The sequence below is a fragment of the Telluribacter roseus genome (assembly GCF_017355915.2).
Taxonomy (GTDB): Bacteria; Bacteroidota; Bacteroidia; order Cytophagales; family Spirosomataceae; genus Telluribacter.
This window is the reverse complement of record NZ_JAFEUV020000004.1, coordinates 84153-100510: the sequence shown is the minus strand read 5'-3', so window position 1 is coordinate 100510 and position 16358 is coordinate 84153. Positions and strand designations below refer to the sequence as shown.

Sequence of the window (16358 nt, the reverse complement as noted above, 5' to 3'; positions counted from 1 at the left end):
CAACAGCTACTGCAGGCTCCCAATCGGTCGAATATATATGAAGTTTAGTCGATAAATTCGGCCTTATTATATATAATAGCTGCGCTACCAGCCTCCGGCCGAGTAAATGAAGGCATTTCGGGTACTTTCTTATTGGATTATAGTTTCCATGTATCTTTTAAGATCAAACAATTGCCTTAATGCTCCACTTTTACACCACCTTTTCCAGGAATCTCTGCTCTTTTCTGCTGCTGTGCCTGCTATTGAGCCTCACGACTACCGCTACCAGGGCGCAGAGCGGCGGCAAACTGAAAGTAACGGGTAAGATATTCGACAGCCAGAGTAATGCCCCCCTGAGCTTCGCAAGCGTTCGGCTGTTCAGGCAGGCCGATAGTACTTTCTCATCCGGTGCCATTACGGACGAATCCGGTAACTTTGTAGTGGATGCCGTCGAAGGTACCTACTATGCCCTTTATGAATTTATCGGCTATAAGTCTTTTACTACGAAAGACATACGGCTCTCCGCGGCCAGTGCGCCCCTTGACCTGGGTACAGTAAAGCTCACCGCTACCTCTACCACTCTGGACGAACTGGTGGTGCAGGCCGAGAAAAGCTCCATGGAGCTATCGCTGGACAAAAAGATATTTAATGTGGGGAAAGACCTCGCCAATGCCGGAGGTACCGCCATTGATATTATGCGCAATGTACCCTCGCTGGCCGTTGATGTAGAGGGTAACATCAGCCTGAGGGGAAGCAGCAACGTACGTATCCTGATCGATGGCAAGCCTTCGGGGCTCGTCAGCTTCAAAGGGGGAGCTGGTCTGCAGCAGCTTCAGGGCAGCATGATCGAGCGCATCGAGATCATCACCAACCCCTCGGCCCGTTACGAAGCCGAAGGTATGGGAGGTATCATCAATATCGTTCTGAAAAAAGAGCGAAAGGAGGGCATCAACGGCTCGTTTGATATTATTACGGGATACCCTACCAACCTGGGAGCCGCGGCCAATATCAACTACCGCCGCAAAAACCTCAACTTCTTTATCAACTACACAGCCTCCTTTCGCAATACGCCGGGCCGTACCACGCAGTACCAGGAGCTGTACCGCAACGATACTACCTTCATCACCCAGCAGAGCTTTACGCACAACCTGAAGGGAATGAATAACAGCGCCCGGGGTGGACTAGACTACTTCTTTTCGCCCACCAGCGTACTGACCGGCGCCTACACCTGGCGGATCAGCAAGGGCAAGCGTCTGTCGGACATCCGGTACTTCGACTATATATCATCGCTGAACAACCTCCAGAGCTACACCTACCGCACCCAGGACGAAACCGAAACCGAGCCCAACTCGGAGTATGCCCTTACGTACAAAAAATCCTTTAAGCGGAAGGGACATGAGTTTTCGGCCGATCTGCGCTACCTCGACAACTGGGAAAAATCGGATCAGTACTTTGGTCAGCGTACCTATGAGCCCAACGGTACTCCCTCAGATATACCCTACCTGCTTCAGCGCTCGGTCAATGATGAGACCGAAAAGCAGCTACTGGCTCAGATTGACTACGTACAGCCGTTCGGCAAGGATGGCAAGTGGGAGGCAGGTATACGCAGCAGTTTCCGCGACATGACCAATGACTTCTCCGTAACCGAGCAAACCGAAACGGGTGGCTGGATACAGCTGCCGGGCCTGACCAACGACTTCCTGTACGAAGAAGATATCCACGCGCTGTACGGTATTGTAGGTAACAAAACAAGAGGGTTTTCGTACCAGGTGGGACTAAGGGCGGAGATGACCGCAGTGACCACTACCCTCAGACAGACCAACGAGGTGAATCCCCGCTCGTACAGCAACCTGTTCCCGAGTGTACACGTTACCTACGATCTGCCCCGTATGCACGCCCTGCAGCTGAGCTATAGCCGTCGGGTACGTCGTCCGCAGTACAACGACCTGAGCCCCTTCATGACATTCAGTGACAACCGCAACTTCTTCAGCGGAAACCCTGACCTTAACCCGGAATTTACGGATGCGTTCGAACTCGGGCATATCAAGTACGTAGAAAAAGGCTCGCTGAGTACCTCGGTTTACTACCGGCACACGACCGGCAAGATCATCCGGATACGTCGGGTCAATGACCAGGGCTTTGCCGTTACCCTCCCCCAAAACCTGGCTACCGAAGATGCCTGGGGTGTTGAGTTTACGAGCTCCTATGCTCCCTATCAGTGGTGGAAGATGGACGGTAGCTTCAACTTTTTCCGGGCTATCACCGACGGCGGCAATGTAGATACCAACCTTCAGAGTGATACCTACAGCTGGTTTACCCGCGCTTCTTCCCGCTTTACCCTCTTCAAGACCACTGACCTGCAGTTCCGCGGTAACTACGAAGCGCCACAGCTTACGCCGCAGGGACGTCGTAAGGCCATTGCTACCCTTGATCTGGCTATGAGCCGCGATATTCTCCGCAACAACGCTACTCTCACTCTCAACGTACTGGATGTATTCAACTCCCGCAAGTTCCGGACCATTACCGAAGGCTTTAACTTCTATACCGAGACCAACTCGCAGGGACGCCTCCGTCAGATCAACCTGACCTTCCAATACCGCCTCCACCAGGCCAAGAAGAAAGTACCTACGGGTGAAGCTGATAATTAAGAGTTGACTACCCATACAAAATGGAGCGAGGCCGGTAATATACCGGCCTCGCTCCATTTTGTATCTACCAGCGTAGCTACCTCTTTCTCAGCTCGAGCATCTGTACGGTATTCATACCGTCCGTAGAGCGCCACCGTTGGGTAGTACGTTCGTCATCCACCACAATCCAGGTCTTGGCAAATTCAGAGCCACCGCCCTCCAGAGTAATGAATCCCTCTGATTTGGACCAAGTAAAGGACAGGGTATCGGTGAAGTTCTGGTCCAGTACCGAGTACTGAATTTCCTTCTCGCCGGTCTGGTCAGAATCGAACGTAATGGTACCTATGTTCTGTACCCGGACTCCCTGCTGACCGGGGCGCTGCATTTCGAAGGCAGCTACCTCCCAGGTACCTACCAGTCTATCGCCTACACAGCTTGCAAGGGTTACTACCAGTACCAGCCCCAGGGCCCATCCTACTACTGATGATTTTCGTATCTGCATATATCATGAATTAAGATTCTATGAGTATATAACTACCCATAGGCCTAATTTTGTTTTGGCTCCGTCAGCTACTGCACCTTCTCCCCCTGCAGACGAGGTGACGTGCGGGGAGCCGAAGGATATATATTGTTATCGTAGTCCATATCCGCCAGTCGCTCGGTAGGATCAATCACAATGCGCGCGATATCCGTTGCAGGACGATTGATGGTAAAGCCGTACTCCGGGTACGTCCAGCCCCAGTCGGTGAGGATCGTTCTTTTCTGATACGCGGCTTCTGTTTTTTCGCCCCGCATGATTTCCAGTGGTATGTAGAAATTCTCCTGGCTACCGTCCCTGTAGGTCACTACCACATCCAGGGGCATAGGCATCTGTCCGATCCGCTCCAGCGTCACGCTGGTAGTAGTACCCGATGGCCGTACTTCCTTCACGGCGTAGTCGATGGTCTTGGTAGTACCTACCCAGTTTTCCCAGTACCAGTCCAGTTCCAGCCCCGACTCTTTCTCCATGATCCGCTTCAGATCCGTTGGGTTCGGGTGCTTGTACCGCCACTCGTTGTAGTAGCGCTTCATGGCCCGGTCCAGAGTCTCCTGACCAATGATGTAGCTGAGCTGGTGCAGGAACACCGATCCCTTTACGTAGCTGGCTACGCTGTAGGCGCGGTTGGTGTTGTAGTGGTCCGAGTGGGTAGTAAGGGGCTCTTCCAGTCCCGACTGTACCAGACTGCGGTAAGCGCCGTAGGTAGCCGCGTGGGGATTGCTGCGCGAAGGGAACAACTGAGCCATGACCTCGTTCTGGGCGTAGGTCGTGAAGCCTTCGTCCATCCAGGGGTACTTGGATTCATTGGTTCCCAGCAGCATCTGGAACCAGCTATGGATCGACTCGTGTACGGTCACGCTCACCAGTCCGCGGAAGCTGGTGTGGCTGGTAATCAGCGTAGCCATAGGGTACTCCATTCCTCCGTCACCACCCTGGATGACCGAGTACTGCTTGTAGGGATAGCGGCCAAACCTTTGGTTCATGATCTGAAAGCACTTTACGGCGTAGGGCTGCATCTGCTTCCAGTTATCAGCCAGGGTATCGGTCTGGTAAAAGAAGTGCAGGTCCAGGTCATTATCTACCTTTACCACATCGTGCTTGTAGTCCGGGTCGGCGGCCCACACAAAATCGTGTACGTTGGGCGCCACAAAGTGCCAGGTCAGGCGGTCGCCCTTCTTGTGTGTTACGGTCTTCTTGCTATATCCGTGTCCGATCTTATCGGGGTTCTGCAGGTAGCCGGTAGCGGCTATCACGTACGAAGCATCCATGTTGATCTTGACGTCATAGTCGCCCCATATTCCGTAAAACTCACGGGCGATGTACGGATTGGCGTGCCAGCCTTCGTAGTCATACTCGCTCATCTTAGGGTACCACTGCGCCATAGAGTAGTCAATGCCTTCTTTGTTGAAGCGGCCCGAGCGACGGATCTGTACGGGTACCTGCGCCTCAAAATCCATGTCAAAGGTATGCTGGGTCCGGGGCATCAGGGGCTCCGTCAGGGTTACTTCCAGGATGGTACCTACTACTTCGTATTTCACAGGCTTGCCGTTATGCTTCAGCGTGTTGATCTTCTGATAGCCTATCTCGTTAGGTGACAGCTTGGAGATACGATCCATGACCCGCGCATCAGGATCTTTGATGGTACGTGAGCGTACGTCCATCTGACTACCCGGCTGGAAGGCATTGAAGTACAGGTGATAAAAAACCTTATGTAGAGTATCGGGTGAATTATTGGAATAGACTAACTTCTGGGTACCGGTGAAGCGGTGCGTCGTAGCGTCAAAGTTGATGTTCATATCATACTTGACCCGTTGCTGCCAGCGATCTGACTGCGCTGACACCACGGTAGCCCAACCGCCCAGAAGCATTACAATGAGGAGTTTTTTCATTATTCGATTTATTAGTTTATCAAAAAAGTTTGCTTGCAAAATAAAGTAAATACACGGTTTAAGTCGTAAACAAAAGCTATAACGTTAAAAAAAGGGTATGTAAGACATACCCTTTTCACAGTTTTACAAAAATGTATTATTCATAAAAAGCAGCCCCTCCTGCTTAATTACCTGATAGCTCTCTTATTTGTCCGACTTTATCCCAATACTTACCCCGGCGTATACATCCGCTCCCTGGGCTTTGATATTGCCATTGCGGGCAAAGAGCCCCAGCAGGTTATCTGATCCTATCATAAAGGCTCCTACCCGGGCGGCACCGCCTACGGCCCAGGCGCCGTTCTGCCGTATGATTGGTAGTGATACGCCTATCTTATCGGCATCCAGGCGAGGGGTCACCGCCAGTAGTGACGAGGCCCGTAAGCCCGGTACGGAGGTAACACGCATGCTTTTGATCCAGGTGGTATTGACGTATATGTTTCTCATCAGGCGCAGGTCAGCGCTCAGGTTCAGGGCCTGTGGCGTAGCCAGCTGAAACTCACTGGTACGGTCGGTTTCTGCCAGTCCAAACTGTTCTTCCAGTACCCGGCCTACGGTACTCATCCGGCTTTCTCCCTCACGGGGTGTTGTGTAGCTTGCCCATTCTGAGGCTGTAATCTGCTTGTCCTGGCTATCTATAGTATACTTTCTGGCCCGCTGGTCGCTATAGGTGATCCGCCCGATATCAGTAACGGAGCCACTCAGACGCAGCACATGCTTCTCATCCTCCCCCAGCAGGTCGTAGCTTACCCCCAGATCAAGTCCCCAGCCCTTACCGGTTGCGTTGCGCCCCAGCAGCCAGCTGGGCGACAGTACTGACATATCATTGACGCTGGTATATCCCAGATCCGCATTGAAGCGGTCTACCTGCAGAAGAGCCGCATTGGTCATGGAGGTATCGGGTACGAGCCGGTAGCGCAGGCTGTGGTTCTGGATGTAGGCACCCGCATAGCCGAAGTACCGCTTGATGGTCACCCCACCCAGCAGCCGATGGTAATCACTCTCCGATAAGACCTGCCCCAGCGACAGCGCCCACTCCGAGTACGCCTGGCTTACCGCGTTGAATTTGTTGTCGGCGTGCGAAGCGTACAGAGCCAGGTATTCAAGGTTCTGGTAGTTCTCGACATTGGCCAGCCCCAGCCTTACTACACCCAGTAGCTTCTCGGAGGCATTGGTCACCTGTGCTCCGCTTCTGACACGGGTCATGATCGCTACGTGCGTAGTAGGACTTATCTTGAAAGCCAGGGCGGGCCCGCGTAGCTCAGCGGCCAGGGTGCCATGCTTGGGCTTGCCATTGCGAATCTCTTCCAGATCATACGCACTGAGGGGTCGGGGGTTGTTGCCCAGCATCAGATCTACCATGGAGAAAGGTGCCGCATACTTTACATAGTTGTTATCGATATGGACACCGCCCGATACGGCATGTACCCGCAGGGAGTACTTATCATTGACCAGGAGCGCCGGGTTCTGATACACCGACCACAGTCCTGAATTCTGCTGCGATGTAATACCTACAAATCCCTGAGATACCCCCAGCCGGGCGGTCAGCAGCAGCAGGAGCAGCAGACAATACTTTGAATATGAATGAGTGATATGCATAGGTTCGTATTGATGTGTTTTGATTACTTTCTCCAAAAGTGTGCCTGAGTACCGGCTGCTAAAGCTCACTACCCTACCATGGAGGAGCCTGTACAGAGGTACTAGTTTTCCAGCACCACAAATTCTACCCTCCGGTTTCGGGAGCGATTTTCCTCGGTATCATTGGGTGAAACGGGTTGAGTATGGCCGTACCCTCTGGGCACAAGCCGGCTCGACGGGATGCTTTTCTGCCGCAGAAACGCGTAGATCACCTGGGCCCTATTTTCAGAAAGGGCCCTGTTCAGACGAAGGTCACCTACGTTGTCGGTATGGCCGGCTATCTCTATTTTTAGATTTGGATTATCACGTAAGGTACGGTAGAGCTTTTCGAGCTGTTCGCGCGACTCGGGACGCAGTTCATAGCTGCTCTGGTTGAAGTAGATCTTATCCAGCTGAATACGGTCATGTACCTTAAGATTCACAAAAACTGAGTCTTTGACCGGGTCTTCCACCCGCTCCAGCACGGCCTTATACTGATAATATTCGCAGGTATCGCACGAAACCAGCATCATTTCCTCCACGGAGTGGTACCCCGCCGACGAGGTCACTACGGTGATGGTATCAGACTCCTGCAACCGGAATGAAAAAGGTGACTGCCCCGGTCGGCTGCTCCCCCGCAAACGGGTAGCGGCTTTGTGGACAAGGACCTCAAAACTGGCCGGGACTTCCTGACCCGAAGCCTGGTCAACGGCAGTGATAGAAAACTGGGTGATGGTACGCTGGTGGGCAGAGGGCTGCCCGTACATCTGAGGAGAAATAAACAGAACCAGAAAGAAGAGTAATAGCAAGCGCATAGGTACCAGCAATGGATTGTGGGCTGAGCCATTCTGTTCTCTTCTCCTCCTCCCTGGTAGCCCAACAGCAAAATAACGTACTTATCAGCAATAAATTTGACAAGATCGGGGACATTTCACCACGCCTGTATACGTAATTGTCACATTTTCGCCAAGTTTTATATACATATTACAGCCTGGGAGCCTAATTGCGGATGGCACAGACTTTTAATTACCTAAAGCATATTGATTCATAAACCTTAATCTTTTTCAATTATGCTTAAGTGGACCGTAGTATTTCTGATTATAGCCATCATTGCAGGTGTTCTTGGATTTGGTGGTGTTGCTGCCGGAGCAGCTGGTATTGCTAAGATACTTTTCTTCGTATTCCTGGTACTTTTTGTGATCAGCCTGATCAGCGGACGTGTACGAGGCTAGCGTAGAGTAAGCAACTGAGATATTATACACAACTAAAAGCGAAAGCGGACCTTAGGGCCCGCTTTCGCTTTTTTAGTATTATTCCCACTCAATGGTTGCCGGTGGCTTCGACGAGATGTCGTATACCACGCGGTTGACGCCTTTGACGCGGTTGATGATATCGTTGGATACCTCCGCCAGGAAGGTGTAAGGCAGGTGGGCCCAGTCGGCCGTCATACCATCCACGGAGGTTACCGCCCGGAGGGCCACTACGCTCTCGTAGGTACGCTCGTCACCCATTACCCCTACGCTCTGTACCGGCAGCAGCATACTACCTGCCTGCCATACTTCGTCGTACAGGCCGCTCTTCTTCAGGCGACTGATAAACAAGTCATCCACTTCCTGCAGGATGGCCACCTTCTCGGGAGTGACTTCACCCAGAATACGGATAGCCAGACCCGGACCGGGGAACGGGTGCCGTCCCAAAATATTAACGGGTACTCCCAGGGTATGTCCTACCGCCCTAACCTCGTCCTTAAACAATGTATTCAGAGGCTCTACTACCTTCAGGTTCATCAGGTCCGGTAGTCCGCCCACGTTGTGGTGCGACTTGATGGTTACCGAAGGACCATTCACCGATACCGATTCGATCACATCCGGGTAGATAGTACCCTGACCCAGCCACTTCACGTCCTGGATCAGGTGGGCTTCGTGGTCAAATACTTCAATAAAGGTTTTGCCAATGGCTTTGCGCTTCAGCTCCGGATCCGATAGTCCTTTCAGAGCGTTGTAGAAGCGTTCCTTCGCATCCACCCCTTTTATATTAAGGCCCATGTCCTCGTACGAGTGCAGTACCTGCTCGTACTCATTCTTACGAAGTACGCCGTTATCTACGAATATACAGAACAGGTTATCACCAATGGCTTTGTGAACGAGTGAGGCCGCTACCGTTGAGTCAACACCACCCGACAGGGCCATTACTACACGGTCGTTACCCAGTTTTTGTTTCAGGTTCTCGATGGTCATTTCGGCAAATGACTCCGAAGTCCAATCCTGCTGGCAACCGCATATATTTACTACGAAGTTGTGAAGGATCTTTTTACCATCAGTGGAGTGAGTTACCTCGGGGTGGAACTGAATTCCGTAGGTAGGCTCCTCATCGATCTTGTAGGCGGCCACCCGTACCGACTCGGTGGAGGCAATAACGCGGAAGTTTTCGGGCACCTGCACAATGGTATCTCCGTGCGACATCCACACCTGCGAAGAGTTGGTCAGTCCGGCCAGCAGCGGAGATTGCTCCTCCAGCAGGTCCAGTCTGGCCCGGCCGTACTCCCGATGCGCCGCGGGTAGTACTTCACCTCCCAGCACCTGCGCCATGAGTTGAGCTCCGTAGCATACACCCAGTACGGGTACCTTGTTTCTGAATTGGTCCAGGTCAACCCGGGGAGATTGGGGATCCCACACAGAACACGGACTTCCCGAGAGGATCACTCCCTTGATATTTGGAGTAAATTCAGGAATTTTATTGAAAGGATGAATCTCGCAGTACACATCCAACTCGCGAACCCTGCGGGCGATTAACTGGGTATATTGCGAGCCAAAATCGAGGATAAGAATCTGTTCAGTCATGAATTAGCTTTCTAAAACGCAAAGGTAGGGAGAAACCGGCAAAGCGCGAAAAGGATTTATCTTTCAATTTTTAAACACTTTTGGGTCTGTGCAGTTATAGAAAGAACGTTAGCGGCTGGTACTTAGTCGATAGAAATGCCCTGTGGAAGCTAGCTTTGCATTATTTTCTTAAAAAAACTTGGAAATCAATAATTTAATGTACCTTTGCTTAAATTCTTTTATAAAACAATTATCATGAATCAAGGAGTAGTAAAGTTTTTTAATGATTCTAAAGGATACGGATTCATTAAAGATGCAAAAACAGGACAAGATTATTTCGTACACATCTCAGGTTTAGTAGATGAGATTCGCGAAAACGACGAAGTGACATTTGACCTGCAAGAAGGAAGAAAAGGGTTGAATGCAGTTAACGTTAAGCTTGCTTAATCTGAGACATATCATACAGCCAACACAGGAAAAGCCTCACCATCTGGTGGGGCTTTTTTTGTTAGTGGCAGTCTTATAAAAGGAAAGCTCCCTGCTGGTGCAGTGGAGCTTTCCGGTCGAAGTATATAGATGTCAGTTACCTACGCCTTTACCTTTCTTTCTTTCATCGCTACCGGATCCCAGTTGATCACCTTCTTCTCAAAGTAGCTCTTGTTGCAGGCCAGTACGGGTGCCGCCGCGCGGTAGCCAAACACAGGATCTTCGATGGTACCCACACTTCCCTTCTTGACGTTCTCGAAGAAATCCAGGAAGTGGTTGGCGTGCGCGTCATCTCCCTTGGGCGACTCAAACTTCACCTCTTTCACCGGCTCCGCCTTGCGGGTTTCGGGCGGGTACTTGGCATCGTACTGCTTCGCGAACTCCTTCTGTACTTCTTCGGGGAAGGTAAATACGCTATCGTATCCGCCGTAACCGGGCGCGATGGGAAGTTTTTTCTTGGTAAGCACGAGGCTATTTTCTGAAAACTCAATCTGCCCTTCGGTACCTATGATACGGGTGTTGTTGTTGATAGCTCCGGCGTTGGCAAAGTTCACTCGCAGTACCATCTGGAAATTGGCATGAGCGTCCGTCTTGGGGTACTCCAGGATCGACACCAGTACATCGGGTACATCGCGGCCGTCCTTCCAGTAGCTCAACTCGCCCGACGAGAAGATGCGCTCCGGCCCCAGTGAGTTAGTCACGAAGTGGGCCCCCGTGATCAGGTGGACAAACAGGTCACCGGCTACTCCGGTACCGTAGTCGCGGTAGTTGCGCCAGCGGAAAAAGCGAGTCGGATCGAAAGGTACCTTGGGCGCATCCCCCAGGAACTTATCCCAGTCGAGGGTCTGGCGCGAGGCATCCGGCGGAATGGAGTAGTTCCAGGCACCAATGGCTCCGAAGCGGTCGTTGTTGGACTCGATGTAGTTAATCTCACCAATATCTCCGGCCGCGATCATACGCTTGGCTTCCTTGAAGGGCGCACTGCTGATACGCTGGCTACCTACCTGCATGGTCTTACCGGATTTTTTCCAGGCATCTATTACCGAAGGCCCTTCTTCGATCTGATGTACCATAGGCTTCTCGCAGTACACGTTTTTACCGGCCTTGAGGGCATCTTTGGTAATGTGGTCGTGCCAGTGGTCGGGTGTTACGATCAGTACCGCGTCAATATCCTTGCGTGACAGGATCTCACGGTAGTCGCGGGTCGTAAATATATCTTTCCCGTAGGTTTCCTTGGTACGGATCAGGCGTCCATCGTACAGGTCGGCCGCTGCCACAAACTCTACTTCTTTGGAGCTGCGCAGGGCGGCACGGGTATCCATGTGCCCCTGAATACCCATCCCGATGGTAGCGAAACGGATTTTGTCATTGGGGCTTACTTTCTTAAAGTCACGGATAATGTTAAAGGGCTTGGCAATACTCTCTGTAGCCAGAAAGGCCGAAGTAGCTGCCACTCCTTTAATAAAGGTTCTGCGGTTAGGTTTCATACAGGATATAAAAGGATGTATTGTATATTTACTTTTAAGGCATGTAATATATCTAAACTAAAGCCTAACACCAATACTTTTTACTTACCAATCCTCTTGTTTACCCCATAGTCTTACCATGTCCTCCCCTACTACCTTTACCACCCGCATCCACAGCCTGGATTACCTGCTCGGCATGACCTACCTCGAGATACCGCCCGACGTAGTGCAGCAACTGGGCGGAAGCTTCAGCATGCGACTGATCTGTACTGTCAACAACGCACTAGACTGGCAGTGCGGCCTGGTAGCGCTGGGACAGGGAGCAGCCTACATCAGCATCAGCGCCAAACGCATGAAGGCACTGCGGGTACGGCTGGGTGACGAGGTGCTGGTTTCGCTCGTCAAAGACGAAAGTGAGTACGGAGTACCGGTTCCGGAAGAGCTGCAGGAGCTGTTCGGGCAGGACCCGGAGGGGTTCCAGCGCTTTAAGCAGCTCGCTCCCGGCAAGCAACGGTACATTATTAATTACGTAGCTACCGTCAAAAATAGCCAGCTCAGGGTGGACCGGGCCATTCAATTGATTGAAAATCTGAAGCGACTACCTGCTGGCAGGGAAAGTTTCAGGGCTATTTTGGGAAAATAATACTCTTATTAAACGTATTGTAGAAGTTCAGGTACATCTTGTAACTTCCGGATATTAACATAGGCTCTAGCCCAAACCTCCCTTCACTGCCTCCAGGCGCTGATTTTGCCACAAAATTACACAACCTACTGATTAACAATTTTTTAATAAATATTTAATGTAACCTGTTGGCACAGAATTTATGTAGTAAGGGGCAGTGTTTCACCTAATTAAACCATGTTTATGAAAAAGCAAATTTGGGCAATAGGGCTAGTATGTGTGATGGGGATTGCCGCTCCATTTGTTTCAGAAGCTCAGACTAATTCTAACAGACCAACACAGAATTCAAACCAGCCCCGGACCAACCAGCAAAGTGGTGGCCAGCAGACTGGTGGCCAGCAAACTGGTGGCCAGCAAACTGGCACACAGCGGAATGGCACTCAGCAGTCGGGTACTATGCAACGTAATAATACTGGACAGCAAACTGGCGATCAGGTTGGGCAAATGGTGACAGGTCTGTCGCAGGTCGACATAAACACCATGAACTACGACAACATCAATGAGAGAAGCTTTGTAGATGTAAGTGAAGTACTGCAATCTAATCAGATGACTGGTCTGGATACCCAGCTAAGAGGTAATCAGAACGCCACCAACATTCAGAATCAGCTGAATACACGTTTCCGTGAGAGAAATCTGATTCGGGCTAATCAGGAAGTTGTGGGAGTAACTGCCGATGGACGGTACATTGTCAGGACCAGACAAGAGTAAGAATTCTTACTAGTAGTGATTTTCATAAAAGCAGCGGCAGCCGGGAGATTCCCGGCTGCCGCTGCTTTTATAGGTACCGGTCCGGATCAGCCCGTATTATCGAGGCAATCAGGTACCATTCAGCCGAATAATCCTTTACCCAACCCGTATCATGACGAAAACCATACCTGTACACGACATACCCGTAGGGGTAGTCGGACTGGGCCTGATGGGCTGCAGCATTGTTACCTGTCTGCTCATAGCCGGTCACCCGGTAGTAGCCGTAGCACCCATCCCCGCCGACCTCGACCACGCCGAAACCCGCATTACCGAACACCTCAAACGGGCACGTCAGGAGGAGCTTATCCGGGAGGCGCCGGAGCACTACCATGCCAACCTGACTATTACCGAAGACTATGAGGAGCTGAGTGGTTGCGGCCTGGTAATAGAGTGTACTATTGAGAATCTGGATATCAAGAAATCAGTATACGAGAAGATTGAGCGGGCCATCGCACCGGAAGCGCTGCTCACCAGCAATACCTCCGCCATCCCCATCAGCCTCCTGCAGCAGCAGACTCAGCACCCTGCCCGCTTCTTTGGCCTGCACTGGTCCGAGCCCTCACACACCACGCGCTTCCTGGAAATCATCTGCGGAGATCAGAGCGACCAGACCGTGGCCGAGTACCTCTACGACCTCGCTCACTACTGGGGCAAGGAGCCCACGCTGGTACGCAAGGATATCCGGGGCTTTATCGCCAACCGCCTGGCCTACGCCATGTACCGGGAGGCCTTTTACCTGGTGGAGAACGGCTATGCTACTGTCGAGGACGTAGACCGCGCCTGCCGCAACAACACCGGCTACTGGATGACGCTTGTCGGGGTTTTCGGCTGGATGGATCTCACCGGAGTACCGGCCTACCATACCGTCATGAAAGACCTCTTTCCTACCCTTTCCAACAGCACCGAGGTACCCAAGCTTATTGATGACATCGTCAAAGCCGGTGGCAAGGGCGTCGCCAACGCCCACGGTTTTCATAAATATACTCCCGAAGAGGCGAAGGTATGGGAGGAGACCTACCAGGAGTTCGCCTACGACATCCGCAAACTAGCCCTTAAGTACCCCGCCGATGTAGTAAAGCGCAAACTTGCTGAGGGGCATCTGGCTGAGGAGCATCTGAAAGATGATAAAGCCAGTTAAATCAAATTTCAAGTATAAGTTCAGACTTTTCTGGGTAATGCTGTCGCTTGCCCTTATCCTAGCCTTCTTGTGTAATGCAGTCTTTCGCCCTCACGGCCGGGCGGGCCCCGCTCTCCCCACGCCTCTGTACCCTGCGGGCCTGCGCAGAGCTCGCGCACAAAGGCCCACAGGCTAAGGTCGGCTTAGGGGAGAGCTGAGATAGTTGACAGGGTGCTTATTGGTAACGGAAGTGTATGATTAATTTTATAACAAATAAGCATTATCGCTACTAAACATGAATAATGCAATCTCTAACAGCCCTCTCATAAGCCTCCTTATTTTATGGCCCGATAGGTGCCAATAAAATTAAGAGGCGTTGAGAGGGCGGGGCCCGCCCGGCCGTGAGGGCGAAAGCTGGCAATACACAACCAAGTTCAATAAAGCCAAACGATTGCACAGCCCAGAAAGATCAAAACGAAGCGTAAGGCAGTATCTATCAAGTTGAACTTAGCCTTTACCTTTAAGTCAAAAACAATACCCCTAACCCCTATATGCACCGCATAACCACCACTACCCTACTCCTTCTATTAACCTTTACTGCCGTTCTGGCACAGAATACTACCGCCGTACAGGCCCAAACATGGACCTGGTGGAACCCCGCTACCGCTTCGATCCCGGTACTGGAAGGACAGGCCTGGCCGAATGAAACCAAAAACTACTACGACCGCCTCCCCGCAAGAGCCGAAGGCAAAGTACGCCCGGTGGTCTGGAACCTGTCGCGGCAATCGGCGGGCCTGATGCTGCGCTTCCGCTCCAACGCTCCGGAGATCAAGGTACGCTACGTGGTGGACGGCAAACACGCCCTGCCCCACATGCCCGCTACCGGAGCCAGCGGCGTAGACCTGTACGCCATCTCCAACGACGGCGACTGGCGCTGGTGCTCCGCGAAATTCGCCTTTGGCGACACCATCGAGTACCACTACCGCACCATCGAACCCAACGATGGGTACCACAAGCTGGGCCGCGAGTACCGCCTGTACCTGCCCCTGTACAATAGCGTGAAGTGGATGGAAATAGGTACTCCCGAAGGGAGTCTGTTGACCTCCTTACCTGCCCGGGCTGATAAGCCTATCCTCGTATACGGTACCTCCATCGCGCAGGGCGCCTGCGCCTCGCGCCCCGGCATGTCCTGGACCGGCATCCTCTCCCGCAAGCTGGACCACCCGCTCATTAACCTGGGCTTCTCGGGCAATGGCCGACTGGAACCCGAGGTAGTGGACCTGCTGGCCGAAGTGGAGGCCAAGGTATACGTACTGGACTGCCTGCCCAACCTGGTCAATCGGGAAGACTACCCGCTGGATGAAGTTAAAAAACGGATCCTTACGACCGTGAGGACGCTGCGGCAGAAGCGTACAGCCACGCCCATCGTACTGGTGGAGCATGCCGGCTATACCGACGAAGCCATCAACCCGAAGAGTCGCCTGAGCTATTCGGAACTGAACGAGGTACTGCGGGCCGCCTTTGCGCAGCTCCAAACCGAAGGAGTAAAGGAGCTGTACCTGCTCCCCAAGCAGGACCTGGGGCAGGATATCGAAACCATGGTGGACGGCACCCACCCCAACGACCTGGGCATGATGCGCTACGCCGAGGGCTACGAGCGGAAGCTGCGTGAAGTACTGCACGAGCCAGTAGGTACTGTCTCTACCACCCGCCCCGTAATACAGCTACGCGAGCCCCATAAGTACGACTGGGATGCCCGCCACCAGGAGATCCTTCGGATGAATAGGGACAACCCGCCCCGTACCGTCCTGATCGGCAACTCCATCACCCACTTCTGGGGCGGACTCCCCAAGGGACCCGTAGCTACCGGTGCTGACTCCTGGAAGGCCACCTTTGACCCCAGGGGTGCGCGCAACCTCGGCTACGGCTGGGACCGCATCGAAAATAGCCTTTGGCGCGTGTACCACGGCGAACTGGATGGCTACCAGGCCCAGCGGATCTACGTCATGATCGGCACCAACAACTTCCACCTCAACACCGACGACGAGATCCTAACCGGATGGCGCCAACTCATCGAAGCCATCAAACATCGTCAACCCTCCGCGACCCTCACCATGGTAGGCATCTACCCCCGTCGCAAGGAGGAAAAGCGGGTGCGGGAGCTGAACACCCGACTCGCCAAACTAACTGAAGAAATGGGCGTGAAGTACCTGGACGCCGGGAAGGGACTTCTCAAACCAGATGGTACTATTGATGAATCTCTCTTCACCGACGGACTACATCCTAATGCGGAAGGGTACCGCAGGGTGGCGGAAAAGTACCGTTAAATAAATTCCTTATTTTTCTATTAATGCT

At 52.3% G+C, this 16358-nt stretch carries 13 protein-coding genes; 7 read left to right on the top strand and 6 right to left on the bottom strand.

Annotation, left to right across the window (positions count from 1 at the left end):
- Positions 1 to 179 precede the first annotated feature (179 nt).
- The gene (locus JTN23_RS09560; protein WP_247234295.1) at positions 180 to 2627 is read left to right on the top strand and encodes a TonB-dependent receptor; all 2448 of its coding nucleotides are present in this window, start codon (positions 180 to 182) and stop codon (positions 2625 to 2627) included.
- Between the two features lie 76 nt (positions 2628 to 2703).
- On the opposite strand, the gene JTN23_RS09555 is transcribed toward JTN23_RS09560, so the two are convergent.
- From JTN23_RS09555 to JTN23_RS09540, 4 genes are all read right to left on the bottom strand, one after another.
- Positions 2704 to 3108, bottom strand: coding sequence for a lipocalin family protein (locus JTN23_RS09555; RefSeq protein ID WP_247234293.1), 405 nt, complete (start codon positions 3106 to 3108; stop codon positions 2704 to 2706).
- Positions 3109 to 3176: 68 nt separating this feature from the next.
- Positions 3177 to 5033: a M1 family metallopeptidase gene (locus tag JTN23_RS09550; protein ID WP_247234291.1), complete on the bottom strand. Its 1857-nt coding sequence runs from the start codon at positions 5031 to 5033 to the stop codon at positions 3177 to 3179.
- Positions 5034 to 5216: 183 nt separating this feature from the next.
- Positions 5217 to 6668: a DUF5723 family protein gene (locus JTN23_RS09545; RefSeq protein ID WP_247234289.1), complete on the bottom strand. Its 1452-nt coding sequence runs from the start codon at positions 6666 to 6668 to the stop codon at positions 5217 to 5219.
- Positions 6669 to 6769: 101 nt separating this feature from the next.
- Positions 6770 to 7501, bottom strand: a complete 732-nt coding sequence (locus JTN23_RS09540) for an OmpA family protein (RefSeq protein ID WP_247234287.1) — start codon at positions 7499 to 7501, stop codon at positions 6770 to 6772.
- A gap of 255 nt (positions 7502 to 7756) precedes the next feature.
- Between JTN23_RS09540 and JTN23_RS09535 the strand changes: the two genes are divergently transcribed.
- A complete protein-coding gene (locus tag JTN23_RS09535) occupies positions 7757 to 7918 on the top strand; it encodes a DUF1328 family protein (RefSeq protein WP_247234285.1) in 162 nt (53 codons plus the stop codon).
- A gap of 78 nt (positions 7919 to 7996) precedes the next feature.
- Here the strand turns inward: JTN23_RS09535 and guaA are convergent, their stop codons facing one another.
- Complete coding sequence (guaA, locus tag JTN23_RS09530; RefSeq protein ID WP_247234283.1) at positions 7997 to 9526, bottom strand: glutamine-hydrolyzing GMP synthase; 1530 nt, start codon at positions 9524 to 9526, stop codon at positions 7997 to 7999.
- 234 nt (positions 9527 to 9760) lie between these two features.
- On the opposite strand from guaA, the gene JTN23_RS09525 reads away from it, so the two are divergent.
- Positions 9761 to 9952 (top strand): cold-shock protein, encoded by a 192-nt coding sequence (locus tag JTN23_RS09525; RefSeq protein ID WP_207506603.1) that lies wholly within the window; start codon positions 9761 to 9763, stop codon positions 9950 to 9952.
- A gap of 140 nt (positions 9953 to 10092) precedes the next feature.
- On the opposite strand, the gene JTN23_RS09520 is transcribed toward JTN23_RS09525, so the two are convergent.
- The gene (locus JTN23_RS09520) at positions 10093 to 11478 is read right to left on the bottom strand and encodes a Gfo/Idh/MocA family protein (protein ID WP_247234281.1); all 1386 of its coding nucleotides are present in this window, start codon (positions 11476 to 11478) and stop codon (positions 10093 to 10095) included.
- Positions 11479 to 11596: 118 nt separating this feature from the next.
- Here JTN23_RS09520 and JTN23_RS09515 point away from each other — a divergent pair, with 118 nt between their 5' ends.
- The 4 genes from JTN23_RS09515 (at position 11597) to JTN23_RS09500 (ending at position 16330) form a co-directional block, all read left to right on the top strand.
- Complete coding sequence (locus JTN23_RS09515) at positions 11597 to 12100, top strand: YdeI/OmpD-associated family protein (RefSeq protein ID WP_247234279.1); 504 nt, start codon at positions 11597 to 11599, stop codon at positions 12098 to 12100.
- Between the two features lie 222 nt (positions 12101 to 12322).
- Positions 12323 to 12847: a hypothetical protein gene (locus JTN23_RS09510; protein ID WP_247234277.1), complete on the top strand. Its 525-nt coding sequence runs from the start codon at positions 12323 to 12325 to the stop codon at positions 12845 to 12847.
- A 151-nt stretch (positions 12848 to 12998) separates the two neighbouring features.
- Positions 12999 to 14024, top strand: coding sequence for a 3-hydroxyacyl-CoA dehydrogenase family protein (locus JTN23_RS09505; protein WP_247234275.1), 1026 nt, complete (start codon positions 12999 to 13001; stop codon positions 14022 to 14024).
- Between the two features lie 530 nt (positions 14025 to 14554).
- Positions 14555 to 16330, top strand: a complete 1776-nt coding sequence (locus JTN23_RS09500) for an SGNH/GDSL hydrolase family protein (protein WP_247234273.1) — start codon at positions 14555 to 14557, stop codon at positions 16328 to 16330.
- The last annotated feature ends 28 nt before the right edge of the window (positions 16331 to 16358 follow it).